Source organism: Trinickia sp. (assembly GCF_051953955.1).
GTDB lineage: Bacteria > Pseudomonadota > Gammaproteobacteria > Burkholderiales > Burkholderiaceae > Trinickia.
Genome location: NZ_JBQCIF010000084.1, coordinates 1 through 25,136, shown reverse-complemented (window position 1 = coordinate 25,136; position 25,136 = coordinate 1). Strand labels below are relative to the sequence as shown.

23 protein-coding genes and 2 pseudogenes are annotated in these 25,136 nt (G+C 64.8%); 14 read left to right on the top strand and 11 right to left on the bottom strand.

What is annotated here, in order from left to right; all coding sequences use genetic code 11:
- Positions 1-34 precede the first annotated feature (34 nt).
- A complete protein-coding gene (locus tag ACTHNZ_RS16040; protein WP_440543514.1) occupies positions 35-1,345 on the bottom strand; it encodes a glycosyltransferase family 4 protein in 1,311 nt (436 codons plus the stop codon).
- A gap of 363 nt (positions 1,346-1,708) precedes the next feature.
- On the opposite strand from ACTHNZ_RS16040, the gene ACTHNZ_RS16035 reads away from it, so the two are divergent.
- Positions 1,709-2,629: a glycosyltransferase family 2 protein gene (locus tag ACTHNZ_RS16035; RefSeq protein ID WP_440543513.1), complete on the top strand. Its 921-nt coding sequence runs from the start codon at positions 1,709-1,711 to the stop codon at positions 2,627-2,629.
- Here ACTHNZ_RS16035 and ACTHNZ_RS16030 read toward each other — a convergent pair.
- Positions 2,598-3,323 carry a PIG-L deacetylase family protein gene (locus ACTHNZ_RS16030; protein ID WP_440543512.1) on the bottom strand — a complete coding sequence of 242 codons (726 nt, stop codon included), beginning with the start codon at positions 3,321-3,323 and terminating at the stop codon, positions 2,598-2,600. The genes ACTHNZ_RS16035 and ACTHNZ_RS16030 overlap by 32 nt on opposite strands.
- Before the next feature lie 130 nt (positions 3,324-3,453).
- On the opposite strand from ACTHNZ_RS16030, the gene ACTHNZ_RS16025 reads away from it, so the two are divergent.
- Entirely contained in the window at positions 3,454-3,915 is a 462-nt protein-coding gene (locus ACTHNZ_RS16025) for an Lrp/AsnC family transcriptional regulator (RefSeq protein ID WP_440543511.1), read from the top strand.
- Positions 3,916-3,965: 50 nt separating this feature from the next.
- On the opposite strand, the gene ACTHNZ_RS16020 is transcribed toward ACTHNZ_RS16025, so the two are convergent.
- Positions 3,966-4,925: a chemotaxis protein CheV gene (locus ACTHNZ_RS16020; RefSeq protein ID WP_440543510.1), complete on the bottom strand. Its 960-nt coding sequence runs from the start codon at positions 4,923-4,925 to the stop codon at positions 3,966-3,968.
- 253 nt (positions 4,926-5,178) lie between these two features.
- Here ACTHNZ_RS16020 and ACTHNZ_RS16015 point away from each other — a divergent pair, with 253 nt between their 5' ends.
- On the top strand, positions 5,179-6,390 hold the full coding sequence (locus ACTHNZ_RS16015; RefSeq protein WP_440543509.1) for an EAL domain-containing protein: 1,212 nt from the start codon (positions 5,179-5,181) through the stop codon (positions 6,388-6,390).
- A 23-nt stretch (positions 6,391-6,413) separates the two neighbouring features.
- Here ACTHNZ_RS16015 and ACTHNZ_RS16010 read toward each other — a convergent pair whose 3' ends face one another.
- The gene (locus ACTHNZ_RS16010) at positions 6,414-10,874 is read right to left on the bottom strand and encodes a DEAD/DEAH box helicase (protein ID WP_440543508.1); all 4,461 of its coding nucleotides are present in this window, start codon (positions 10,872-10,874) and stop codon (positions 6,414-6,416) included.
- Between the two features lie 81 nt (positions 10,875-10,955).
- On the bottom strand, positions 10,956-11,645 hold the full coding sequence (locus tag ACTHNZ_RS16005) for a BPSS1780 family membrane protein (RefSeq protein ID WP_440543507.1): 690 nt from the start codon (positions 11,643-11,645) through the stop codon (positions 10,956-10,958).
- A 118-nt stretch (positions 11,646-11,763) separates the two neighbouring features.
- Here ACTHNZ_RS16005 and ACTHNZ_RS16000 point away from each other — a divergent pair, with 118 nt between their 5' ends.
- The 3 genes from ACTHNZ_RS16000 to egtD all read left to right on the top strand — a co-directional run bounded on the left by ACTHNZ_RS16000 (position 11,764) and on the right by egtD (position 15,068).
- Positions 11,764-12,723 (top strand): DUF72 domain-containing protein, encoded by a 960-nt coding sequence (locus ACTHNZ_RS16000; RefSeq protein ID WP_440543506.1) that lies wholly within the window; start codon positions 11,764-11,766, stop codon positions 12,721-12,723.
- A gap of 100 nt (positions 12,724-12,823) precedes the next feature.
- Complete coding sequence (gene egtB / locus ACTHNZ_RS15995) at positions 12,824-14,065, top strand: ergothioneine biosynthesis protein EgtB (protein ID WP_440543505.1); 1,242 nt, start codon at positions 12,824-12,826, stop codon at positions 14,063-14,065.
- A 34-nt stretch (positions 14,066-14,099) separates the two neighbouring features.
- A complete protein-coding gene (gene egtD / locus ACTHNZ_RS15990) occupies positions 14,100-15,068 on the top strand; it encodes an L-histidine N(alpha)-methyltransferase (protein WP_440543580.1) in 969 nt (322 codons plus the stop codon).
- Positions 15,069-15,123: 55 nt separating this feature from the next.
- On the opposite strand, the gene ACTHNZ_RS15985 is transcribed toward egtD, so the two are convergent.
- From ACTHNZ_RS15985 to pdxR, 3 genes are all read right to left on the bottom strand, one after another.
- On the bottom strand, positions 15,124-15,417 hold the full coding sequence (locus ACTHNZ_RS15985) for a hypothetical protein (RefSeq protein WP_440543504.1): 294 nt from the start codon (positions 15,415-15,417) through the stop codon (positions 15,124-15,126).
- A gap of 175 nt (positions 15,418-15,592) precedes the next feature.
- Entirely contained in the window at positions 15,593-15,874 is a 282-nt protein-coding gene (locus tag ACTHNZ_RS15980) for a hypothetical protein (protein ID WP_440543503.1), read from the bottom strand.
- 94 nt (positions 15,875-15,968) lie between these two features.
- Positions 15,969-17,462 carry a MocR-like pyridoxine biosynthesis transcription factor PdxR gene (gene pdxR / locus ACTHNZ_RS15975; protein ID WP_440543502.1) on the bottom strand — a complete coding sequence of 498 codons (1,494 nt, stop codon included), beginning with the start codon at positions 17,460-17,462 and terminating at the stop codon, positions 15,969-15,971.
- Between the two features lie 160 nt (positions 17,463-17,622).
- On the opposite strand from pdxR, the gene ACTHNZ_RS15970 reads away from it, so the two are divergent.
- Positions 17,623-18,339: a GNAT family N-acetyltransferase gene (locus ACTHNZ_RS15970; protein WP_440543501.1), complete on the top strand. Its 717-nt coding sequence runs from the start codon at positions 17,623-17,625 to the stop codon at positions 18,337-18,339.
- 24 nt (positions 18,340-18,363) lie between these two features.
- Here ACTHNZ_RS15970 and ACTHNZ_RS15965 read toward each other — a convergent pair whose 3' ends face one another.
- Positions 18,364-19,239, bottom strand: a complete 876-nt coding sequence (locus ACTHNZ_RS15965; RefSeq protein WP_440543500.1) for an aldo/keto reductase family oxidoreductase — start codon at positions 19,237-19,239, stop codon at positions 18,364-18,366.
- 111 nt (positions 19,240-19,350) lie between these two features.
- On the opposite strand from ACTHNZ_RS15965, the pseudogene ACTHNZ_RS15960 reads away from it, so the two are divergent.
- A pseudogene (locus tag ACTHNZ_RS15960) lies at positions 19,351-20,280 on the top strand (LysR family transcriptional regulator).
- Here ACTHNZ_RS15960 and ACTHNZ_RS15955 read toward each other — a convergent pair.
- Together ACTHNZ_RS15955 and ACTHNZ_RS15950 are read right to left on the bottom strand one after the other, a co-directional pair.
- Positions 20,238-20,456: pseudogene (locus ACTHNZ_RS15955) on the bottom strand (DUF4158 domain-containing protein); the annotation flags it as partial. The pseudogenes ACTHNZ_RS15960 and ACTHNZ_RS15955 overlap by 43 nt on opposite strands.
- Positions 20,457-20,585: 129 nt before the next feature.
- Positions 20,586-21,359: a GIY-YIG nuclease family protein gene (locus ACTHNZ_RS15950; protein WP_440543499.1), complete on the bottom strand. Its 774-nt coding sequence runs from the start codon at positions 21,357-21,359 to the stop codon at positions 20,586-20,588.
- A 701-nt stretch (positions 21,360-22,060) separates the two neighbouring features.
- On the opposite strand from ACTHNZ_RS15950, the gene ACTHNZ_RS15945 reads away from it, so the two are divergent.
- From ACTHNZ_RS15945 to ACTHNZ_RS15920, 6 genes are all read left to right on the top strand, one after another.
- Complete coding sequence (locus tag ACTHNZ_RS15945; RefSeq protein ID WP_440543498.1) at positions 22,061-22,456, top strand: PAAR domain-containing protein; 396 nt, start codon at positions 22,061-22,063, stop codon at positions 22,454-22,456.
- 9 nt (positions 22,457-22,465) lie between these two features.
- Positions 22,466-23,080 carry a hypothetical protein gene (locus ACTHNZ_RS15940; RefSeq protein WP_440543497.1) on the top strand — a complete coding sequence of 205 codons (615 nt, stop codon included), beginning with the start codon at positions 22,466-22,468 and terminating at the stop codon, positions 23,078-23,080.
- Positions 23,080-23,898: a hypothetical protein gene (locus ACTHNZ_RS15935; RefSeq protein ID WP_440543496.1), complete on the top strand. Its 819-nt coding sequence runs from the start codon at positions 23,080-23,082 to the stop codon at positions 23,896-23,898. Before ACTHNZ_RS15940 ends, ACTHNZ_RS15935 begins: the two co-directional genes overlap by 1 nt.
- 9 nt (positions 23,899-23,907) lie before the next feature.
- Positions 23,908-24,144, top strand: a complete 237-nt coding sequence (locus ACTHNZ_RS15930) for a hypothetical protein (RefSeq protein ID WP_440543495.1) — start codon at positions 23,908-23,910, stop codon at positions 24,142-24,144.
- Between the two features lie 520 nt (positions 24,145-24,664).
- Complete coding sequence (locus ACTHNZ_RS15925) at positions 24,665-24,916, top strand: AbrB/MazE/SpoVT family DNA-binding domain-containing protein (protein WP_440543494.1); 252 nt, start codon at positions 24,665-24,667, stop codon at positions 24,914-24,916.
- Positions 24,910-25,136, top strand: a 227-nt coding sequence (locus ACTHNZ_RS15920; RefSeq protein WP_440543493.1) for a type II toxin-antitoxin system ChpB family toxin, incomplete at its 3' end; no start/stop codon positions are given. The genes ACTHNZ_RS15925 and ACTHNZ_RS15920, both read left to right, overlap by 7 nt.

Here is a 25,136-nt window from a genome sequence, read left to right as displayed (position 1 = left end):
GGGCGCTGCTTCGACGCGGGCTTGCACGCGGGCTTCAAGCGCGGCCTACCGCGGCATGCGCGCTACCGGCGCGTTGCCTGCGGCTCGTTCGCTCTCCGACGAGATAGTCGTCGTCGGCCGGCGCTTGCGCCACGCGCCGATAGACTTCCTCGAGCATGCGGGCCACGCGGGCCCAGGTGAAGCTCGCGTGAACGCGTTCCAACCCCGCTTGCCCCATGCGCTCGCCGAGGGCCGGATTCCGAGCGAGGCGCGACAAGCGTTCGGCCAATGTATCGGGGTCGCGCGGCGGCACGAGAAATCCCGTCTCGCCGTCGACGACCGTATAGCGAATCCCGCCCACGTCGGCCCCGATCACGGGACGGGCACACGCCATGGCCTCGATCGGCGTGATCCCGAACGGCTCGTACCAGGGCGTGGTGACGAAGACGTCGGCCGCGGCGTAGAACTCGCGTAACTGCGAGCGGCCGCGGCGCCCGACGAACGTGACGTGCTCCGCGGCGCCGCAGCCGGCCGCGATGCCGCGTAGGCGCGCGATCTCCGGTGTCGCGATCTCGTTCGGCATCTCGGCGTTCCCGCCCACGACATACAGGTGCGCATCGATGCCGGCCACCATTCGCAGTTTCGCGAGTGCGCGCACCACGGTGTCGATGCCTTTGCGCGGCACGAGCCGCCCGAGCTGCAGCACCGCGAACCGATCGCTCGGCCATCCGAGCGCGCGGCGGGCGGCGGCGCGGTCCATCGGACCGAATTCGGCCGGGTCGAACCCGCATGGAACGATCTCGACGCGTGAAGGATCGGAATCGTAATGCTCGCGCAAGTCCTGCGCATCCTGCGGGCATTCGGCGATGATGGCGTCGGATCGGCGCACGAGCTCGTCCTCGATCGCGAAGCGCGCGTCGGGGAACCCGTCGTCGGCGCCCTGGTGAATTCGCCTCACTTTGCCGAGCGCATGAAACGTCGTGACGAGCGGAATGCCGAGCGCCGCCTTGACTTTGAGGGCGGCCATCCCGGACATGAAGAAGTTCGCGTGCATGACGTCGTAGGGTATCCGCTCGCGCCGGCAGAAGCCGACGAGAAAGTCGGCGAATTCGGGCATGAACGGCAGCAGATCCTCCTTGGACATTTGCGTCGGCGGACCGGCCGGGACGTGGACGACGCGGACACCATCCATATCCGACACCGCCGGCAGCAATGCGCGATCGCGTCGCGTGAACACGTCGACTTGATGCCCGGCCCGGTGAAGCTGCCGCGCGACGTGAGCGACATAGATGTTCTGTCCGCCGCTGTCGACGCCGCCCGCGATGGCGAGGGGCGACGCGTGTTCACTGACGAGTGCGATCTTCATGAGTAGTCCTTTGTATTGGAGTGCCGCGCCGGCGAGCGCGATCGGCCTACGGATGCGCCTTTGCCCAAGTGCTGGTGTCCTATCGAGCACAGGGTGTGCCCATCGTTTTCATGCCACCGGTCAAACGTGCACAAGCGTTGCGACGCCCCGAGACGGTTCTGCGATCTTTACTCGACGGTGTGAAAGCGATGCCGCCGTTACAGAATCGATGTAATAAGCGCACTGCATCGGCGCGAACGTTTTTCGCTGCCGTCGCTGCCGTCGCTGCCGTCGCTGTCGTCGCTTCGAAACTCGGGGACGATTTCTTGCTGAAGCGCGAAAGGGTCGAAGAACGTGGAGCGCCCACAGGGGCCTCATGACGACATGGACACGCGCATATCGGTAGTGGTGTTGACGCACAACCGCGTCCGCGAGGTGACGGCGACGGTCGAACGCCTGCTCGCCTTGCCCGAGCGTCCGGCTGTGATCGTGGTCGACAACGGCTCGAGTGACGGCACGCTGCAAGCGCTGCGCTCGCGCTTCGCGCATTTAGTGCGGGTACGGATCATCGGCTGCGGGAAGAATCTCGGCGCGGCGGGGCGCAATCACGGCGTGGCCGCGGCGACGACGGACTATGTCGCGTTCAGCGACGACGACACGCATTGGTCGCCCGGTTCGCTCGCGCACGCGGTGCGTGTCCTCGACGCCGCACCGCGGGTGGCGGTGTTGTCGGGCCGCGTGCGGGTCGGCGACGAAGGGCGGCTCGATCCGACTTGTCTACTGATGCAGGCGAGTCCGCTCCCGCGCGATGCGCTGCCGGGACCGTCGCTGATCGGCTACATGGCGGGCGCGTGCGTATTCCGCGCTTCGGTGTTTCGCGAGGTGGGCGGCTACGAACCACGCCTGTTCATCGGCGGCGAGGAGTCGCTCGTCTCGCTCGACGTGCTCGATCGCGGCTATGCGATCGTCTATTGCGACGCGTTGGCGGTGATGCACCATCCGTCCCCCGCACGCGATGCGCGCCTGCGCCGGCGCATGCTCGCGCGCAACGCGGCGCTCGTCGCCTGGCTGCGGCTGCCGCTCACCGAGGCATGGGCGGCATCGGCCCGCGCGTTGGGCGTTTATCTTCGGGAAGGATCGCTTTTGCGGGATGCGCCCTCGCTTGTGGCCGGGATCGCGTGGGCGCTTCGTCGTCGGCGCATCGTCGGGGAGCGGGTGCTCAGCATGCGCGAACGGGTGCGCGCGGCCCAAGCTCGGAGCGAGCGGAACACGCCTATGAAGGTGCCTTCGGCGGAAGCGGATTGAAGCGGACATAGCGTTCGGGCTCGACGAGATCGTGCGGATGCGCGTCGTCGAGTGCGCGCAGTTGGCTTCGATAGGCGTGGACGGCTCGCCATTTCGCGTTGGCCGCGCCTGGGCGGCGCAGTTGGCCGGCCATTGACGCATCGAGCGGCGCGAAGACGAAGCCGTCGCATGCCAGAGCCTCATATCGCCCGCTAGCCGCGCCGGGAATCGTTCGATAGAGCGCATCCTCATAGAAGACCGGGTCGCACGGGCGGTGCGCGCGCACGAGCGCGCGGCAGGCATCGCCAACCAACACATGGTCCGAGTGATAGAGCCCCAGCGGGGCGACCAAGCGCGCCGATCCGGTCTGCCGCCACGCCTGCGTCAACGCTTGCACGAGAGCGTCGAGCGACGGGGTACTGCCATATTGACTATCGAGGAACGGCAGCCGGACTGCACGCGCGCTGACGACGCCGAGCGCGTGCTCGTCCTCCTCGACGCGTGCGCGCAAGGCATCGTGCGAATCGCGATGTCCCGCGCGGCGATCCCACTCCGTTTTTTGCGGCGGGACGGGGTCGCCGCAAAAGACCGTGCAGACGATCGAGCCGGGACAACTTGCGAGCAGCATGCCGCAACTGAACACGGCATCGTCGAGATGCGGAGAGACGACGAAGAACCGCGCGGTGCCGCCGCCGGGCCAAGCTGCTCGACCCATCGCGCGCAGCGGATCTGGGCAGGAGGGGGGGAAAGGGGAGGCGCATGACGCGATGGGCGAGCAAGGCCGGTGCCCGCACATGCGCTACCATCGCAGCTTCTCGAAACCGTAGGCGCAAGGGCGGAGGCGCATGACTCTCGACAAGACCGACCGGGCTATTCTGATGGCGATCCAGGCGGATGGCCGCATCACGAACGCGAGCCTCGCCGATGCGGTGGGCCTGACGGAGACGCCTTGCGCGCGGCGCTTGAAGCGGCTCGAGGCCGACGGCTACATCGAGGGGTACCGCGCCGTCCTGTCCAAGCGCGCGCTGCGGATCGGGGTAACGGCCTTCGCGCTCGTTCGCTTCGGCGTGCATGACCGGCGCCTGGCGGACGAGTTCGAACGCGAGATCCAGGCCATACCGCGCATCGTCGCCTGCCATAACGTGTCGGGCAGCGCCGATTATCTTCTGCACGTCGTCGCGCGCGATCTTGAAGACTACGGCGCATTCGTGCGCGACGTGCTGCGCGCGTTGCCCGGGGTGACGTCGGTGGAATCGGTGCTATCGCTGCGCGAGGTCAAAAGCGACGCCGGCCTGCCGCTGTTTTGAGCGGCAGGCCGGCTTTTTAGAAAGCGAACGGCGATCCGGGGCGCGTTCGCTCAGGCGACGAGCGCTTGGCGAATGGCCTCGGCAAGATCGCCGGCCGCGAATTTCGCGACGTATCCCGTTGCGCCGGCGTTCTTGACGTGCGCCTCGTTGGCCGTGCCGGTCAACGACGAATGGATGATGACGGGAATGTCGCGCATCCGATCGTCGGCCTTGATTTGGCGCGTGAGCATGAACCCGTCCATTTCGGGCATTTCGAGGTCGGTCAGCACGAGCGCGATCTTGTCGCGCGTACGCACGCCTTCCTTCTGTGCCTCCCCGGCGATTCTCGCGAGCGTGTCCCAGGCTTCCTGTCCCGTCTTCGTGATGATGTACTCGGCGCCGAGCGCGGCCAGGCTCTGCTCGATGAGCTTACGGGCAAAACCCGAGTCGTCGGCGGCCAGGATTTTCGCGCCGCCCATCATCTTGACCGCGGTACCGACGTCGGCCGCTTCGACGGCCGGATGTTGCGCCGGGAAGACGTCGCGCAGCACCTGCTCGACGTCGACCACCTGAGCGAGCCGCGAATCGCCGGTATTGCCGTCGATGCGCGCAATGCTCGTCACGGAACTGCCGCCGGCCGAGCCCTCGGCGGAGAGCACCTGATTCCACTCGAGACGGACGATGTCGTCGACTTCCTCGACGGCGAACGCCTGCGTCGAGCGGGCGAACTCGGTCACGAGCAGGATGTTCAGGCCGCGCGTCGGCTGGCAGCCCATCAGTTTGGGCAGGTCGATGACGGGGATGATCTGGCCGCGAATGTCGACGGCACCGATCATGTGCTCGGAAGCGCCCGCGATCGGCGTGATCGTAGGCATCGTCATGATTTCGCGAACCTTGAAGACGTTGATGCCGTACAACTCGTGCGAGTCGTCGTTGCCGGGCGCTGCGCCAAGCCGAAAGAGCAGCAGCTCGAACTTGTTGGAACTCGTCAGGTTGGTACGTTCGTCGATCGAGTGATGATCAGCGGCCATCGAAATTTCCTCTTGGGTTGCGCCCGTGGGCGGCGGTTGCACCGGGGAACGGCGTAACGGTGCCGGTGCTCGGGCTATACCGCTGATAACGGCGCGCAGCCAAGAAAATTGATACGGATTCGCGTTTCTCCCAACGAAACCATCAAGTTCTTCGAAACATCTGACGTTATATAACGCGAGACCTTACTAGGCGACCCTCGAGACCCATGACGGCCCGACGCCCGCTTTCGACCCCAACGACGCGACCCTTGCCATGATCGAAGCCCCAGCGCCCGGACTGCCGCAGATAGAAAGCGCCTTCCAGCCGGTGCTGTCGCTGGCGCATTCGGCCGCTATCGGATACGAAGCGCTGCTGCGCGCGACCCAGGACGGCGTGCCATGCTCGCCCGACCAAGCTTTCGAGGCGGCGCGGCGTGCCGACCGCTACGGCGAGTTCGAGCGTGCCTGCATGCGCCATCACGTTCAGCGCTTCATGCGGTTCGCGGACGAAGACAGCGTCGTTTTCCTCAACGTCCACCCCGATGTTCTCGCCGATCCCGTGCAGGGCCCCGCGCTGGCCGACGATCTGCTCGAAAGCGGCATGGCGCCGGATCGCGTCGTCATCGAAATTCTGGAGGCGAAGCAGGACGCGCCCTCGGCGCTCGGCGATGCCGTCGCGCGCCTGCGCAGCTTCGGCTTCTTGATCGCGCTCGACGATTTCGGCGCGGGGCTCACCAATCTCGGGCGGGTTTGGGATCTGAGGCCGGACGTCGTCAAGCTCGACCGCGAATTGATCTGTAAGGCGGTTTCCAGCTATCGGAATGCTCGAAGCTTGCTGCGCCTCGTCGATTTGCTGCACGACATCGGCACGTTCATCGTCGTCGAGGGCATCGAAACCGAGGAGCAGGCGCGGCTGAGCGCCGATTGCGATGCCGATTTCGTTCAGGGCTACTACTTCGGCCGGCCGGCGATCGACATCGAGGCGGCCATGGCGGCGAAGAGCGCCGGAACCGCGCGGCTCGACGACGGGCTCATCGACGCGCGCAAGCTGCGTCGCGTCGGCGATCTCGACGAGTTGGCGCCCTATCGCCGCGGCTTCGTGCTATTGAGGGACGCTTGGCGCGCGGGCGTGCCGATCGAAATGGCCGCGCAGCATTTTTTGGCGTGCGAGTGGGCGTTGCGCGTGTTCATCCTCGACGACATGGGGCGGCAAGTCGGCGAGAACGTGGAATCGGATAGGCACGACCATTGGCGCCGCGCCACTTTTCCGGTATTGGCGCGCAGCAGCGGGGCCAATTGGTCGAAGCGCACTTACTTTCGCGACGCGCTGGTTCGCCCCGGTGAGACGATCGTAAGCGAACCGTACATGTCGTCGAGTTCGAAGAACCTTTGTGTGACGTTGTCGGCCTACCTGAACGTGGGCGGCAGTGGGTTCGTGCTCGGCGCGGACATTCTGTTCGAGGGGTTGTGCCACATGCTCGCGTGAGGGCCGCCAGGCAAGAGCCCATGCTATTTGTTGCGATGGGCCAGGCAAAGCCGCGCGGCCTCCTTTTCGGCCGGCGTCAGTTGCGGCTCGAAATCGAACTTGCCTGCGATCAACGTGGCGACGCATGCGCCGTCGCGCAGTGCGATGCGGTTGCCGACCAGCGCAGGGACCTTCTCGCCGGGCAAAATCGTACCGACGATGTTGAGCGGATCGGCGCCGCACACGCAGACGAATTGTCCGTCGCGATCGCGTTTGCGCACGTCGCGCAGCAATGCTAGTGCTTCGGGCAGCGCGAACTGCTCGCCTGACAGTCCATTGACGAAACGGCCGCCGCGTATGAGCCCGCGCGCTTCCATCCGGTGGAAGGTATGGAGCAGATCGCGCCAACGCGGCAGCCATGCCGGTTCGCGTTCGAGCAGTTGCCAGAATACGACGCCGTAGCGGCGCAGCAGTGTCATGGCCACGTGCTCGATCGTCTCGGCCGGCAGCGTTCGGGCAACCGCAAGGGTTCGGCTCGCATCGTCCTGCGATCGCGGTTGCCGTTGCGCCGCCATCGGCAGCGCCGGATTCGGGAGGACGGGGCGACGCAGCAACGCCCATCGGCCCGCATCCTGCATCCCGCCGATGAATGCCCCGCGATGGGCGCCGCGACGCGTCATCGCACGCGCGCCGCGTTGACGCGATACGTTCGGTGCGATCAGCGCGCGCAGCCCGGCGAAGCTGTCGGCATTGACGAGCCCGGCCGCCACGAGTTCGCCGAGCGCGGCCTCGACTTCGAGCGGCAACGCATGAGCTTCGCCGATCAGCTCGTCGAAGAACAACGCGCCGTGCCGTGACAGTGCATCGAGCAGCATCCGTGCGCGCGGCGAGAGTGCGCCGGCCGCGGCATCGACATCGCCGTCCCCCTGGTCCGTCAGCGCATGCCAGGCCGGCAGATCGCGCCGAGGCGTGAGGACGATCGGCGTCGTTCGCACGGGCGCCCCGGTGCTTCGTCCGTCCGCCGCGAAGCGCGCCCAAACGAACTTGCCCGAACGGCACAGTTCGTCGAGCGCCGAACCGGTATAGTCGCGCAATCGCGCCGGCAAGACTTCTTCTTCCCAAGCGGCCGCCGCCGCCTCGAATCCGGCGAGTTGCTCGAGCGTCGCGGCCAGTGCATCGCGGCCCATCCCGCGCGCGCCCGGCGCCAGGCGCTGCCATTCGATCAAAAAGCGCACGAAGTCCGCGCGTTCGACGGGCTCGATCTCGCGGCGCAGCCGTTTGATCGTGTAGCGATGAATGCGCGCGAGCAAGTGCCGCTCGCACCATTCGTCCTCGGCTGCTCCGGGCGTGAAGCGGCCGCGCATCGCATAGCCTTCGCGTTCGAGTGCGACGAGCGCGGCCGCGACGCTCGAGGCCGGCAACGCGAGACCACGCGCAAGCGTCGAAACCGTTTCGGGGCCGAGACCGGACAACCGCGCACGCAAGATGTCCACGAGCGCTTGCTCCGCTGTCCACGGTTGGTCGAATCCCTTGGGTGCGGCAAGGCGCGGCGCGAGTGCAGCGTCGGGATAGACGGCACGCAGGCAGTTCATCCGTTCGACCGGCAGCCACAACGCTTCATCTTCGGCCACTTGCATGCGCGCCGCGCGTCCCGAGTGCGCCAGCGCATCGAGCCACGCGAGCCAGCCTTCCTCGGCGCGGGCTTCGCTTTCGTCGATGCAGGCCAGCCCGATCAGCGCTTCATGCATCTCGTCTTCGTTGCGTGCTTGCGGCCACGCCTCGCCGCGCACGGCGGCGATCGCGTCGGCATCGAGCGCGCCGAGGTCGGAGGCGTCTTCGGGATCGGTCCAGCGTCGCGACAGGACGGCCTGCGTCCGGCGCTCTTCGAGCGGCGCGTCGTCGAGAAACGCGTACGGGCGAGCATTGAGGATTTCCGCAGCCAGCGGCGAGGGCGCCGACAGCTCGCGCGTCACGAGCGTCACCTCACCGTGCTCGATGCGCCGCAGCAGCGCGAGCCATCCCTCGCAATCCATTGCTTCGTGCAGGCAGTCGTCGAGCGTTTGATCGACGAGCGGATGGTGCGGCAGCTCGCGTTCGCCGGCGATGTTCTCGAGGCACGCCACCTGATCGGGAAAGACGGACGCGAGCAAATCTTCGCTCTTCATGCGTTGCAGTTGCGGCGGCGTCTTGCGTCCGCCCGTGAAGCGCGGCAGCGCGAGCGACGTCACGGCGTTCCAGCGCCAGCGCACGTTGAAGAGCGGCGCATCGAGCAAGGCTTGGATCAAGACGTGCTCGGCGCTGTTCGAATGCAGAAAGCGCCATACCTCGTCGAGCGCGAAGCTGTGGCTGCCCGTCAGCGAGAGCACGATCGCGTCTTCGGTGGCCGCGGCCTGCAATTCGAAGTTGAACGTACGGCAGAATCGCTTGCGGAGCGCCAGGCCCCAGGCGCGGTTCAGGCGGCTGCCGAACGGCGAGTGAATGACCAGTTGCGTGCCGCCCGATTCGTCGAAGAACCGCTCCATGACGAGCGTGCGCTGCGTGGGCAGCACCGACAGCGCGGCCTTCGCGCGCGCCAGGTAGTCGACGATTTGGCGCGCGGCGCTTTCGTCGATCGTCAACTCGTCCATGAGCGCGCTCACGACGCGTGCGTTCGCCGCCTTGGCATCGGCGGCTTGCGCGGATGGCCCGACGCTGCCGAGCAATGCGTCGACGCGCGCCCTCAGCCTCGAGATGGCCGCGGACAGCTCGTTGCTGCGCCCCGGCGCCTCACCGAGCCAGAACGGTATGTTCGGCGCTTGGCCCGCGGCGTCGACGACGCGCACGCGGCCCGGCTCCACGCGCAAGATCTTATACGACGCATTGCCGAGCTGAAAAACGTCGCCGGCCAGGCTCTCGACAGCGAAGTCCTCGTTGACGGTGCCGATGTTCAAGCCCTGCGGCTCGAGCAGCACGGCGTAATCGGCGTTGTCGGGAATCGTCCCGCCCGAGGTCACGGCCGTCATCTTCCCGCCGCGGCGCCCGCGCAGCGTTCCTTTGATCACGTCTCGATGAATATAGGCGCCGCGCGGCCCGTGACGGCTCGTATAGCCTTCGGCCAGCATGCGCAAGAGCGCGTCGAATTGCTCGCGCGCGAGCGCGGCGTAGGGCGCCGCGCATTTGAAGCAGGCGAACAGGGCGTCTTCGCTCCATTCTTCGCACGCCACCTCGGCGACGATCTGCTGGGCGAGCACGTCGAGTGGGGCGCGCGGCAACGTCAGCGCATCCAGTTCCCCGCGCCGCACGCAGTCGATGAGCGCGGCGCACTCGAGCAGATCGTCGCGCGAGGCGGGGAATAGCCGGCCCTTCGGCATGCCGCCGACCTGATGGCCGGAGCGCCCGACCCGCTGCAGAAACGATGCGATCGAGCGCGGCGAGCCGAGTTGGCAGACGAGATCGACGTCGCCGATATCGATGCCGAGTTCGAGCGACGCCGTCGCGATCAGAACGCGCAACGTCCCGCGCTTCAGGCGCTGCTCGGCATCGAGCCGATGCTCCTTGGCCATGCTGCCGTGGTGCGCCGCGACGGCATCCTTGCCGAGGCGCTCGGTCAAATGGCGCGCGGCGCGCTCGGCCATGCGCCGCGTGTTGACGAAAATCAGCGTCGTCGCATGCGCGCAGGCGAGCTCGGCCAGCCGATCGTATACACGCTCCCAGACTTCGTTCGCCATGACGGCTTCGAGCGGAACGGGCGGAAGCTCGAGTGCGAGATCGCGTTCGCGATGATGGCCGACGTCGACGATGGCGCAGTGCGCCGCATCGTGCTGACCGACAAGAAAACGCGCCACCGCTTCGATCGGCTTTTGCGTGGCGGATAGACCGATGCGCGGCAGGCGCCGTTTGCAAAGCGCATCGAGCCGCTCGAGCGAGAGCGCGAGATGCGCCCCGCGCTTGCTGCCGGCCATCGCGTGGATTTCGTCGACGATGACGGTACGCGTGGTCGCGAGCATGCGGCGCCCCGAATCGGAGGACAGCAGCACATAGAGCGATTCGGGCGTCGTCACCAGGATGTGCGGCGGGCGGCGCTTGTGGGCATTGCGCGCTTGCTGCGTCGTATCGCCTGTGCGCACGGCCGTCCGTACCTCGACGCGCGGCAGGCCGCGCCGCGCCAGTTCGTCTCCGATGCCCGCGAGCGGCCGCTCGAGATTGGCGTGGATGTCGTTCGAGAGGGCCTTGAGCGGCGAGACGTAAACGACGAGCGTCTCGTCGGGCAGGGCACCACCGTGGGCGAGGCCGTCGCGCACGAGCTCGTCGAGCGCCCATAGAAACGCCGTCAACGTTTTGCCCGATCCCGTGGGCGCCGCCACGAGCGTGGATTCGCCGCCGCGGATGTGCGGCCACGCGCGCATTTGCGCATTGGTCGGCGCCGTGAAGGCCGACTCGAACCAAGCGGCGACGGCCGGATGGAACAAGGCCAGGGCATTGGCGCTCGAGGGTGCGTTCATGTCGCGGATGTGGGGGTGTCGCATCGAATTGTCAAGCATACCTTCAACGGCATCTCGGCGACGGCGATGCGTCCGGCGGCGTGCAGGGCCGGAGCGGCCATCGCCTTACCCGCGGGGCGGGAACATCTCCAAGCTGGCGGCATAGGTGGATAGATAGACGAGCGGGGCAACGATGAGCGTCGCGACGCCGAGCGTCAGCGCGCAGGCGAGCATCAGCCCCGCCGTGATGAGCCCGTAGACGAGGGCCGCGGGCCCATTGTGCCAAGCGGCGGCGAAACTCGCGCGCAGCGCGTCGCCCGGCGCCGCGCCGTTGAGCACGATGAGTGCGGGCGCGAGCCACAGTGCCATGGCCCCGATCAGGGCCGCCGTCAGATAGAGCGCGCCGGCGACGAGCGCCAGGATCGAACTCGCATTGCCCGCGCCGCCGAATGCGAGCAGCCGCAGCGCGCTCGACGCGCGATCACCGGTGAGGTCGCATACGATCGCGATCAGCAGGCCGAACACGGCGGCCGCGAACAACGGCTGAAAGTGGGTGCGGACCGTGCGGACGACGTCGGCAAGTCCTGCCGAACCCGTTGCGCGGCAGTGATCGGCGGCCCCGACCATGCCCCCGGTCCACAGCACCGTGAAGACGGCCACGAGATCGCTCGCATAAGGCAACGCGTAGAGCACCGCGGTCACGAGCAGATCGATGACGCCGAGCAGGATCCATCTGGCCGGCTGCTGTTGAAACACGCCCCAAGCCTCGGAGAACCAGTGCGAACCTTGACGGGCGGGGACTGCGCGCATACGCATCTAAGAGCTCTCTGCAAAAGAACGAATCCGCAATTATCGCGCGCCCGATGGGAGGGACTCGATCGAGCCGTCTGGAACGCGGCTTGCTCCACGGGGCGGATGCAAACGGTACCGGGCCATGACCATCCACATCGGCATATCCGGCTGGCGCTATGCGGGCTGGCGAGGCGTGTTCTATCCGAACGGATTGGCGCAGACGCGCGAGCTGGCCTACGCGTCGCGCGCCGTCGATACGATCGAGATCAACGGCTCGCACTATTCGCTGCAGACGATCGGCAGCTACCGGTCGTGGTACGAGGCGACGCCCGAGCATTTCTCGTTCAGTGTGAAGGGGCCGCGGTATTTGACGCACATGTTGCGCTTTCGCGACGAGAGTGCGCGCCCTGCCATAGCGAACTTCTTCGCGTCGGGCGTCCTGGCGCTCGAGGACAAGCTGGGGCCGTTCCTCTGGCAATTCCCGCCAAACTTCCGCTTCGACGCGACGCGCCTAGAACGATTCCTGGCATTGCTGCCTCGAACCATCGACGAGGCCGTTGCGTTGGCACGCACGCACGATGCGCGCGTGAAGGCGCCGTGGTGCGAGACGAAGCGGCGGGGCAGGCTGCGCCACGCGGTCGAGGTGCGGCATGCGAGCTTCTGCGACGAAGCGTTTCCCGAGATTTTGCGCCGCCACGGCGCCGCACTGGTGATTTCCGATTCGGTCGCCGGATGGCCATACTTCGAAGATGTCACGGCCGATTTCCTCTACATGCGCTTGCACGGAACGGAAACGCTCTACAGCGGCGCTTATGCGGAACCCGCGCTCGATCGATGGGCCCAACGCATTCTGGCCTGGGCGAAGGGCCGCGAGCCGCGCGACGCGAAACGTCTGTCGCAGGCGCGCCCCGAGCGTGAGCCGCGTGACGTTTTTTGCTATTTCGACAACGACCAAAAAGTGGAGGCGCCATTCGATGCGCGACGACTGAAGGAACGTCTGAACCTCGACGTGAAGCCGCTGCCCGAGCTCGAGAGCGAAATCGCACCGACCGGGCGGCGGCGTTCGTCGCGCGCCAGAGCAGCCGCGCCGGAAAACCCTTAAATTAGTGCGAGCGCGGGAGGCCGCGCGACATGCACGCGGACGACGGCCGGTTGCCTCGGCCTATTTTTCTCTTTTTCTCTTTGACAGGAGGAGCGACCCGATGAGCATCGTCGTACCTGAATGGCGGCGCGCTTACGACGAAGTTCGGCGGTACAGCATGGCGCTTGCCGAGCCGCTTTCGGCGGAAGATCAAGGCGTACAGTCCATGCCCGACGCGAGTCCCACGAAATGGCATCTCGCTCATACGACTTGGTTCTTCGAAACGATCGTGCTGAAGCCCTACCTGCCGGGGTATCGGCCATTCGACGAGCGGTACGCCTATCTTTTCAATTCGTACTATGAAGCGCTGGGGCCGCGCCACGCGCGCCCGCAGCGCGGCTTGTTGACGCGTCCGTCGCTGGAAGAGGTGCATGCGTACCGGCGGCACGTCGACGAATCGATGTCGACGCTGATGACGCGGGCGGACCCCGCGACGCGCGACGCGATCGAGCCGCTCATTACATTGGGCTTGCATCACGAGCAGCAGCATCAAGAATTGATCGTGACGGACATCGTCCATGCGCTCTCGTGCAATCCGTTGATGCCGGCTTATCGCCCCGAGCCGAGCGATGGGGAAGCCGCGCCGCGGCTCCGGTCGACGCGGCCGGGCCCGATCGAGTGGCTGGATCGAGCGGGCGGCGTGGTCGGCATCGGCCATGACGGCCGAGGCTTCGCTTTCGACAATGAGGGGCCGCGCCACGACTACTTGCTGCGGCCTTATTCGATCGCACACCGGCTCGTGACCTGCGGCGATTATGCGGCGTTCATCGCCGACGGCGGCTATGCGCGACCGGAGCTTTGGCTGTCGGACGGTTGGGCAGCGGTGCAGCGCGAAGGATGGACGGCGCCGATCTACTGGGTACCCGGTGGGGAAAAGAGCGACCAAAAGAGTGGCGGCTGCGGGAACTGGCGCGTCTTCGGCCTGTCGGGATTGAAGATGCTCGATCCCGACGCGCCCGTTTCGAACCTCAGCTTTTACGAAGCGGCGGCCTACGCGGAATGGACGGGCGCTAGGCTGCCGACCGAATTCGAATGGGAGGCGGCATTCGATACGCCGGGCATCGAGCAAATGACGGGGCACGTCTGGCAGTGGACGCGATCCGCCTACGAGCCTTACCCGGGCTTTCGGCCATTGGCCGGCGTAGCGGCCGAATACAACGGCAAGTTCATGGTGGGGCAGCAGGTGCTGCGCGGCGGCAGTATCGCGACGCCGCCTGGGCACACGCGCCCGACCTATCGAAACTTTTTCCCGCCGGCTGCGCGCTGGCAATTCACGGGAGTACGCCTTGTACGAGACAACTGACGCAGCGGCGCTTACGGGCGCGCCCCCTCGGCACGTGCGTGCCGATCTCGACGACAACCCGTTTTGCCGCGATCTGTTGGCCGGCTTGTCGAAGACGCCGCGCAGCATCGCTCCGAAATACTTCTACGATGCGCAGGGCTCGGCGTTGTTCGATCGCATTTGCGAACTGCCCGAATACTATCCGACTCGCACGGAGCGGCGCATCCTCGAGCGGCACGGGCGCGAGATGGCGGAGGTGATCGGGCCGCAAGCGGACATCATCGAATTCGGTGCGGGCTCGCTCGAAAAGATTCGGGTGCTGTTGCAATCGTTCGACGCGCGCGCATTGCCGAGCCGATATTTTCCGATCGATATTTCGGCCGATCACTTGGAAGAAGCCGCGCGCCGATTGCATGCCCAATGCCCATGGCTGCAAGTGCGGCCCGTTGCGGCCGACTACATGCGGGAAGAGCAGCTATCGGCGCTCGATGCGTCGACGGGCCGCCGCGTCGGATTCTTCCCCGGATCGACGATCGGCAATTTCGATCGCGACGAAGCCATGGCCTTTCTGCGGCTCGCTGCGCGCTTGCTCGAAGGCGGGGGCTTGCTCGTCGGCGTCGATCTCGTCAAGGATCCGCAGATCCTCCATCGCGCCTACAACGACGCCCAGGGCGTGACCGCGGCGTTCAATCTGAACCTGCTGAAGCGGGCGAACGCCGAGCTAGCGGCCGATTTCGACTTGCGCGAGTTCGCGCACTATGCGTTCTACGATCCGCGGAAATGCCGGATCGAAATGCATCTGCTGAGCCGATGTGCGCAGACGGTTCGCGTGGCGGGGCGTGATTTCAGCTTTGCCGAAGGCGAAAGCCTTCACACCGAGAACTCGCATAAGTTCACGATCGAAGGCTTTCGTAAGCTGGCTGTTTCGGCGGGCTTTCGGCCGGGGCCCGTATGGACGGACGAGGCGCGCTTGTTCAGCGTGCATTGGCTCGAAAGCCCGAGGGCGGGGAAAGGGGCGTCATAGGCGACGCCCGCGGGGTGAGGAAGGGTCGGGCGGTCATTCACGCGTCATTCGTGCGTCAATCCCGGCCGCGCCAGCCCCCACCGTGATGCTCGCGCCACTCGTGCTCGCGCCATTCATGTTCGCGCCACTCGCGGCGGCGCCATTGGCGCTCGCGCCAGCCGTCGTCGCCCTGCCAGTAGCCGACGGCGACCGGCGGCGGCGCAACGTAGACAGGGGCCGGCTCGACATATGTCGGTACGACGGGGATGCCGATACCGACGCCGATATCGACATGGGCCGATGCCGCCTTCGACATCGCGAACGCCGCGATACCTACACCGATCACTGCACTGACGAGCTTCTTGTTCATGGTGTTGACTCCTTGCGCGTGGCTGCGCTCGTTTCTGTAGAAAACGAGGCCAGTGTAGGGGCCAGTCCACGATACATGTGAAAGCGCCATGCGAGATTGGTAACGCTGCATTACGGGCTGCTTTGCGAAGATGGCGATGAATAAGCGTCGGCGCCGGCGCCCACTCGCGCCGCGCTCAGCCTTCCTTCGTCAGCGCCGGGCGCAGCAAGTCGTCGAGCAAGCCCGTCATGCCTTCGGGGTGAACGGCTGCGCGCGCTTTGAGCGCGGCGACGAGTTCGCCGTCGAGCTTGCAGGCGAACGGCACGAGGCCTTTTTCTTGGTCGAGCTTGCGCTGCTCGCGGCGATTGGCCGGCGTTTCGGCCGCGCCTTTGCCGAAGCGCTCCGAATGCGATTGCTTCACCGATTGCGTCAGTTTCAGTGCCTTGTTCTTCTCAAGGTCGAATTTCTTCATTGCCATGGCATGCCTTCCCGCGGGTTGGATCGATCAGCCGCGTATTGTACGTGGACCTGGGCGCAGTTCCGGCGAGCGCACCGATGCGAGCGGGCGCCGTTCAACCTTTGCCTTCTTGCCGATCGGCTGCGATCAGCTTGGCCAAGCGCTGCACGAGCGGGACGAACAACGACTCCGACGTATTGCCGTAGCCGAGCACGAGCCCGTTGTCCTCGGGCAGTGGGCGCAGCGCAAAGCGCGACAAAGGCATCGGCGCCATCTCGAACGCACGCGCGGCCTCGGCGATACGGGTGTCGAGGCAATCATCGGGAAGCCGGACCGTGAGATGCATGCCGCTGTCGCCGCCGGCAACGACGTGCGGCACGTCCAGATGCTGTGTCAAGGCCGCGCGCAGCGCGTCTTGGCGTCGCTTGTAGAGGCGGCGCATGCGTCCCAGGTGGCGGCTGAATTGGCCGCTCTCGATGAATTGCGCCAGGGCCAGTTGCTCGTAGCGATGACCACCGCGCAGCGTCTCCCGCAGCCATGGCGCGGCCTTCGCAGCCAAGGCGTCGGGCAGCACGAGGAATCCCAGGCGAAGCGAGGGAAACAGCGTCTTGCTGAACGTACCGACGTACAGTACCGGTGCATCGGGCACGAGCCCCTGCATCGCACCGACGAGCTCGCCCGCGTGCCGATATTCGCTGTCGTAGTCGTCTTCGATGATCCACGCGCCGTGCCGCTGCGCCCTGTCGATCAGATCGAGGCGGCGTGCGGCCGTGAGGACGCCCCCGGTCGGGTACTGATGCGACGGCGACGTGTAGACGAGCCGCGGCGTTTGCGTCGTCCACGCGCGTTCGGGGATGCTCAAGCCGCTGTCGTCGACGCGCATCGGAATGACGTCGAGGTCGCCGCCGAGCATGGCCGTCTTGGCGCCGCGGTAGCCGGGATCTTCGATCCAGGCGGTATCGCCGGGATTCGTCACGAGACGAACGCACAGCGTCAACGCTTCCTGCGCGCCTTCGGTGATGACGATCTGCTCGGGCTCGCAGCGCACGCCGCGTGCGACGGCCAAGTGGCGCATGATCGCGGCGCGCAGGGCGGGCTCACCGAGTGGATCGCCGTACCAGAGCCCCGAGGGTCCCGCCTGCCGGACGGCGCGATCGAGACAATGCTTCCAAGCACTCAAGGGAAAGCGTGCGAGCGCCGGCACGCCTGGCCGCAGCGGCAGATTGTCGGCAGCGTTCAGTGCGCTGTCGCGTATCCGGGCAGCGCGTCGTGCAACCGGGGGCGAGGCGGCCTGCCGGGCCGCGCGAGGGCGGCTTGCGGGCCGCTCGAGCGCGCTGACGCGCGTGCCTTGGCGGCTCAGCGTGATATAGCCCTCCGCGCCGAGCAAGTCATAGACGGCCGTGACACTGTTGCGCGAAATGCCGAGCGCAGTCGCGAGCGCGCGTGACCCGGGCAAACGGCAACCCGAGGGAAAGCGGCCGTCGAGGATCGCGCCGCGGATCCGTTGATGCAGTTGCCGCTGCAACGAAGCGCCGCTCCGATCTTTCACGAGCGGGGTTTCGAGTAGCAGGTCGAGGACGGGACCGGCGGGCGCTTCGGCATCCGGCATGCGGAGGCTCCGTGAATCGGTGAGATCGGCGAGACCGATCGCGGCACCCCCGCGTCAGAACGTTGCGTGGCACCATCGAATCGTGCTTTGGTGGCTCTTTTGTGCGGGCCACGAGAGATTCTAAAGTGTTTCATCGACGACGCACACGGGGAGAAACGCAATGTCCACTTTGACGAACGAATACGGCCAACCGATCGGCGCGCCACAGCCCGGCTGGTCGCCGCGGCCTTTGCCTAGCGCCGTGACGCTGGAAGGTTCCTACTGCCGCCTCGAGCCGCTCGATCCCGAGCGCCATGCCGACGATCTCTACGCGGCCTATCGGGCGGCGCCCGACGCACGCGACTGGACCTACTTACCGGTGGGCCCGTTCGACGACCCACAGGTTTACCGCCGGCATGCCGAAGCGTTGGCGCGCAGCACGGACCCGCGTCATTTTGCGGTCATCGATCGCAAGACGGGCAAAGCGGTGGGCTCGATGGCGCTGATGCGGATCGAACCCGCGCACGGCGTCGTCGAAGTGGGCCACGTCGCGTTTTCGCCGCTGCTCAAGCGCACGCCGATTTCCACCGAAGCGCAGTTCTTGTTGATGTCCTATGTCTTCGACGAACTCGGCTATCGGCGCTACGAATGGAAGTGCGACAGCCTGAACGCCCCGTCGCGGGCGGCGGCGGAGCGTCTGGGCTTCAAGTTCGAGGGCATCTTTCGGCAGGTCGTGATCTACAAAGGACGTAGCCGCGATACGGCGTGGTTCTCGATTCTCGATAAAGAGTGGCCGGTGCAAAAGCAAGCGTTCAAAACTTGGCTGTCCGCGGACAACTTCGACGAGCAGGGCGGGCAACGCAAGTCGCTTGCCGACCTGCGCCAGATGTTCGCTTGAGCGCGATTGCCGATTGCCGATCGCCTATTGCCCGAGCCGGCCGATCGCATCGAGATCGGCCAGCGTTTGATCGGAGAGGTGCAACGCCTCGGCTCGCATGTTTTCTCGCAAGTGATCGAGCGACGACGTTCCCGGTATCAACAGGATGTTCGGTGCTCGACGCATGAGCCACGCGAGCGCGGTCTGCATCGGCGTTGCGCCCAGCGTTTGCGCGATGTTCGAAAGCGCGGCCGATTGAATCGGCGAAAAACCTCCGAGCGGGAAATACGGCACATAGGCGATGCCTTGGTCCACCAACTCGTCGATGAGCGCGTCGTCCTGCCGGTGCATCAAGTTGTAGTGGTTTTGCACGCACGCGATCGGCGTGATGCGCCGTGCCTCGGCAACCTGCTCGGCGGTGGCATTGCTGATGCCGATGTGCCGGATGAGCCCCTCGTCGCGCAATCGGGCGAGGGCGGCGACTTGCCGCTCGATCGGCCCTTCCTTGGGGCCGTGCGGGTCGAACATGAGCCGCAAATTGACGACATCGATCGCATCGAGCTGCAAGTTGCGCAGATTGTCGTGCACGGCTCGCCGCAGGTCCTCCGGTTCTTGAGCGTGCAGCCATGCGCCCGCGTCGTCGCGCACCGCACCCACCTTCGTGACGATGACGAGCGACTCGGGATAGGGGTGCAGCGCTTCGCGGATGATTTGATTCGTGACGTGCGGCCCGTAGAAGTCGCTGGTATCGATGTGATCGACGCCCAGCGCGACGGCTTCCCGCAGCACGCTCACTGCGGCGTCGCGATTCTTCGGCGGCCCGAACACACCTGGGCCGGCCAGCTGCATGGCGCCGTATCCGAGGCGCCGAACCGTGCGTCCCGCAAAACGGTAAGTGGTGGTGACTGTCGATGATGACATGGTGCCTCCCTCGTTGAATGGTGGATGCTAAACAGTATGGAAGCGATTGCGCTGTTCGATAATCCGATTTAGATTGCACGGGTCGTTCGAAAAAATGAACAATCGATCCCCATGGATTTCAATGACCTTGCGGCGTTTGCCTCTGTCGCCCGCGCGGGCGGATTTCGCGATGCGGCTCGCGCGAGCGGCGTGTCGGCGTCGAGCTTGAGCGCGGCGGTGAAGCGGTTGGAAAGCAAGCTCGGCTTGCGCTTGCTGAATCGGACGACGCGCAGCGTCGCGCCGACCGATGCCGGCTTGCACTTGCTCGAACGCTTGATGCCGCTCTTCGGCGAGATGCAAGCCGCGCTCGACGTTCTCAACGCGTTTCGCGACACGCCTACGGGCACGTTGAAGCTCAACGTGCCGGCGAACGCGGCGCGCACGTTCTTGCCTGGCATCGTCGGGCCGTTCATCAAGGCTTACCCTGGCGTGCGCGTGGAAGTCATCGTCGAAGACGGATTCGTCGATGTCCTCTCGAGCGGCTGCGATGCGGGCATTCGTTACGACGAGCGGCTCGAGCAGGACATGATTGCCGTTCCGATCGGGCCGCGTACGCAGCGGTTCGCGACGGCCGCGGCGCCGAGCTATTTCGCTGCGCGCGGCAGGCCGGCCCATCCGCGCGAATTGCTCGGGCACGCCTGCTTGCGAATTCAGTTCTCGGGTGGCGCGATGGCGATGTGGCGATATCAGCGCGGCGAGGAGGAGTATGAGCTGAACCCCGCCGGCCCGTTGGTCGTGAGGCCGGCGTCCGCACTGGATCTCGCGATCAGCGCGGCGGTGGGCGGCGCAGGCGTCATCAATCTATTCGAGGACATGCTGCAGCCGTACCTCGACAGCGGCGAATTGGAGCCGGTTCTCGAACCTTGGTGACTATCGTTCACAGGGCCGTTTCTCTACTACCCGGGGCATCGGCATGTGCCGGCGCCGCTGCGGGCTTTCATCGATTTCATTCGGGAGGGCTCGATGATCGCCGACGGCACGTCGGATACGAGCGGCATGTAGCCGAGCCGTTGCAAGAGCTTCAGTTGCGTGAGGATTAGAACGCGCGTCGGCGCCAGCCGGAACAGGCCGTCAACGAAGCGAATTTTAGCCGCGCTGGGCGTGTAGACCGCGCGTAGTTCATCATCGCTCACCTCGGCGGGCAGGATCGGATAAGCGGTTTCGTGAACGTTGCTCATAAGTTCATGGCAGTGCCCTTTCATCCGAAGAAGCGGCGCAGTGCCATGTTGCCGGCGGAAACGGCAAGGGCGAGAGGCATCGGAGGTGGAGTCGACCGCTGCACCCTTTCAATGTTGACAGGGTGCAACTTATCGCAGCTTACGAGCGAACCCGAGGCGCTCGGCGTCGAAGCCCCACCGGTCGCACAGCGCGGCTAGGCAACACTCCACTGGCCGCGCATACGCGCCGCGCTCAGGCTCAGGCACGTCGGGGAGCCACAACGTCATGGCCGCTTCCATCGATCGCGAATAACGCGGCACTTCGGTTTCTACGCGGTCACCCTCGCGTCGGCCGGTAACGATCGTTTCCCCCTTGCTCGAACCGATACACACGGCGGGGTATCCCATCATTAGGCCAATATCAGCATCGAGCTGGTAGTAGCCGTCGCCGTATAAGGCATAGACGCCCTCGCCGACGACCGCAGACTTCAGATACTTGATTACCTGCCGCTCACGGCGGCGCCAATACCGGTCGGCGCCAGCGTCCAACAAGCGTTCAATCCAAGCCGCAGCGTCATCCGCGTGATGCGCGTAGGGCCATTTCAACGGTGCACCGAAAAGATCTTCGATCGCGAGGCGCGCCGCATCATCGCCCTTGAACCACTCAAGCGCCGCGCGATGGGCGTCCAATTGCACGTGCACCCACTCCTCGAAGTGCCCCGCGTTGGGAAACGTTGCCACGAGATCTACCGCGCAGCGTGCCTGCTTTCGTAGCTGTCGCTGGCGCTGAATTGGGTCTGCGCTTCGGCCGATCTTGATTAAGCCATGCATGTTCTGCATGACATACAGTGCCATGGTCCGCGTTTCGTCGTTTCGCAACGACGGCAGGTCGGCGTTGCGTGATAGCTCGATCACTCGCTTCATGATTCCTCGACCTTACGGGAGCCAATACGGTAAGTGTAGCGGCTTGCATTTGAAACCGGTCGCGCTTGCATTCCATCCTCGCCTGCTCGCATATACGGCGGCTTGCCGATTGCGCGGGAATCGCGCCGTCCGAAGCTCGATGCTGGACATTGATTGACGGAAGCAGTTTGGAGACCGCATCGGGGCGAGTGGGTAGCCGCAGGCGGTCGGCGGGCTGATCTCGCACCGCATGAGGAGGTGCTGGCCGAACGCAGTAGAACGATAGTCCGCTTTGGGTAACCGGTGATCGCCCGGCCTGCGGTGCCAATGCTGCATTCGTCCCGCCGGAGGCACGAGGGGCCGCGTTTGAGTATCCGGTGACACTTTTATTTTGCACCGGCCAAAGGCTTGTCCAGCAAGGCTCGCTGCGCCCACGCAGGTAACTGCACCGTAATCCTCCATCCCTACGCCGGCCGTCGACAGGGCGAGCAATGGCTCGTGTTGCTTTATCTGCCGTTCCCTCAGACGTTCGATGAAATGCCGCAGTGGATTTCATCGCACTGCCGATTGCGACGGCACCCGACGTACGCAGCCGAGCCGATCGCAAAGCGTCTGGGTGAGGTCGTTCAGTTGCTATAATCGCCGACCAAAATAACGGCACACCGTTGCCGCACGAGAGTATTCCGAGAATTCAGGCCGACTCTTAAAAGGAGCAAGCGTTTATGCAAAACGCAAAAAACGAGCAACAAGAAAATGCTGAAGCAGTCATCGAGAAATATCATCCGTTTGCGACGGAGGGCTCGACTACCGAGCGCGGTGGGCGAGTCGCTCACGCGAGCAGCGGCGCAAAAATCGCCGACCTGACCATTGCACGTGTCGGCGACAAGGTTGTCTACGAGGACGGGAGCGAGGCCTATATCATTGACGGGGCCGGCTTTGCAGCCGTCTGCCTGGATAAGCCGCTTGCGCTTGTCGGCAGCCGGCTGAGCAACGGCGATCGAATCGTTAAATCCATGCACAACGGCGCGGGCGTCAACGAGCGTGCCGGGAAACCCATCGAGGGGCTGTTCGACCCCGACTACGCCCCCCCGCCTGCGAATACCGAAGCGCTTCACTGAGGAGGCGCGATGCAACGATATTTTCTCGCTAAGGGCGACCGCGCAGGTGCCGCGGTCATCGTCGAGGGCTTACCCACGAGCACGTATCAAGGCGCGGACGGAGTGCGCGTCGAATTGTCGACCGTCTACATGAAGACGTGGTGCGACGCCTGCAAGAAGGACGGCTACATCTCGCCGCGCGGCCCGCGCCACGCGGGTACCGCTGAGAACGGCCGGCAGCGCGCTCTTTCCGGCGACGTCAACGCTTGCGGCTGCAATCCCCCGCCGGTCTTCCAGGTTGTTCGCACGATGTCCGAAACCATCGGCGACGGCGACATCGCGCGGATGAGCCCGGCCGTCGCTCGGTTTTCGGCTGAGGACTCGTCGGAAGATGCTTGGCATTGGATCGGTTTTTCCCTGCACGACGAAGGCAGTTGCGAAGGGCTGCGCTGTGCGGCCCACTTCGCGGACGGCTCGCTCGAGACGGGCGCTTTCGACGCACAGAACACCGTGAGTTTTGCCCGGCCCAATGGGAGCCCATGCACGAAGGTTGAAGTCCTCTCCGATGGGCAAGGCTGGGCAACGGGCTCTGCGACCGAGTCGTTATTGTCGAAAATGTCGTTTAGTTCGATGGGAGACGCGTGATGGCACAACAGAAGACAGCAATGGCCCAGCAGCAGGCAAGCGCTCCAGTTGCTTTCAACGGCCCCTACGAAACAAAGAAGGAGCATTCGCTGAGGGGTTCGATCTTGCAAGCTGCAATCGATTCCTACGAGGAGTCTGCGAATCGTATCGCCTACGACATGATCCGCGATGAGGCCGTTCGACGGAAATACCAGGCGCATATCAAGAAGGTCTCAGCTGAGGTCAGAGCGCAAGTGGACAGCGGCGCAATCTCCGTGAAAGAGGGAGCGGAGTATTGCAATCAGTTGCGGGACAAGCTTTTTGTCGAATATCGCAGGTTCACTTCGCCACAGGCAGTGGCGCGGGCGCAGGAAATTAAGCTCAACGCAAAGGGCTTTGACTTCTATCTGAACAAGTACGCCCAGCAGCAATTTGGCCGTGACTTTCTCGCGCTTTCGGAAACGGAACGCGGCTCGGTCTACTACGCGGTGATCGAGTCCGCTGGCCGCGACAACGCACGAGTCACTGCTACAGCGGCGAGAATGCAAGTGTTAGGAAAGTCGTTGATCCTGTTCACCGCGATTCTTGCGGTTGGCGAAATCGTCCACGCGAAGGATAAGGTCAGAGAGGCCGCCCGGCAAGGCAGCATCATCGCTGCCGGCATGATCGGCGGCGCCGCTGCTGGTGCGGCCGTTTCATTCATTTGCGGCCCGGCCGAACCGATTTGTGCCGTGGCGACGGTGACGATTGGGAGTAACCTGGGTGGCATGGCGGGGCAAGTCATGTTCGACTTCTATCAGGATGAACTCGACGCTTTCAACGAGTTGATGTGGCATTGAGGCGCTGAAATGATGCGAGACCTTCTGCTAGACGGGCTGCTGGCGGTTTGCTTGATCGCGCTCGCTTGCCTTTTTATCGCGATTTTCAACGCAAGGATTGGGCAACTCGAATGGTGGCTTGGCGACGAGGAGGCGGAAAATCGCCCGGGCGGGCGCCTCGCATTCATTCGCTCGAGTTGGTTCTTCTACGTTGCCGGCGGAACGTTTGTTACGACCGCGCTGGCATTGATGTTTCTGATGGACTAGTGGGCGGTCGGTGGGGGCTCTTGTGCAGGGGCGGAGCCCGCTTACGTGATGCTTGGCGTGCGAGGCGCCAAGCGTCGGCCGGTCGCCGGGACAGATCTCTTTCGGCAAGTCGATGGGATGGCTCGATACCGAGTCTTGGATCCAAGGCGGTCGATACACAACCACTGCGCCTAGCGAAAGGCTTCTCAGCCAACTGTCACGATACGAAGTTGGGCCAGGGACGTGGAAGAGTCGAATAGCTTCGGCGCTTCGTAGCGCGCCGTCACGCGACAGTTAGCATCAACAGGCAGAGGAAGTCTTTAGCGCTGTGAGAGCGATGATCCTCTGTTTTCGATCAATGACTTAGCGCCATTTTGGCGAAAAATTTACGAATCCCGGCCGACCCTCCGGATCGCGCCGATGCAAAGGTCTACTCGCTGACGCAACGCTGTCTCGGTCCCGTAGCGTATCTTCATTGTAGATACGAAATGCTTGCATGTCGGGTTCATTGTATCTACAATGGATCGACATTGGAGGGTCTATGGAATTGAAGATTCAAAAGTGGGGAAATAGTGCGGCAGTTCGGTTGCCCAGCGTGCTCCTCGAGCAAATTCATGCATCGATCGGCGGTTCGCTGAGCGCCGAGGTGCGTCCGGATGGCGTGCTGCTCACCCCGGCGCGCCGTAAGTATTCGCTTGACGATCTGGTCGCCCAATGCGATCAGAAAGCGCCCATTCCGGCCGACTTGGCCGCTTGGGGCGAGGTTAAGCCGGTGGGGCGTGAGGCATGGTAAGGCGCGTCAAGTTCGAGCGAGGCGACATCGTCCGCGTGAGCCTGAATCCGACAGTAGGCCGTGAGCAGCAAGGCGATTTTCGTCCGGCACTTGTGCTCTCTCCCGCCACGTTCAATGCCTTGGGTGTGGCGCTTGTCGCCCCGATCACCCAGGGAGGTGAATTCGCTCGCTTTGCAGGCTTCGCAGTACCCCTCTCGGGCTCAGGAACGGAGACGCAGGG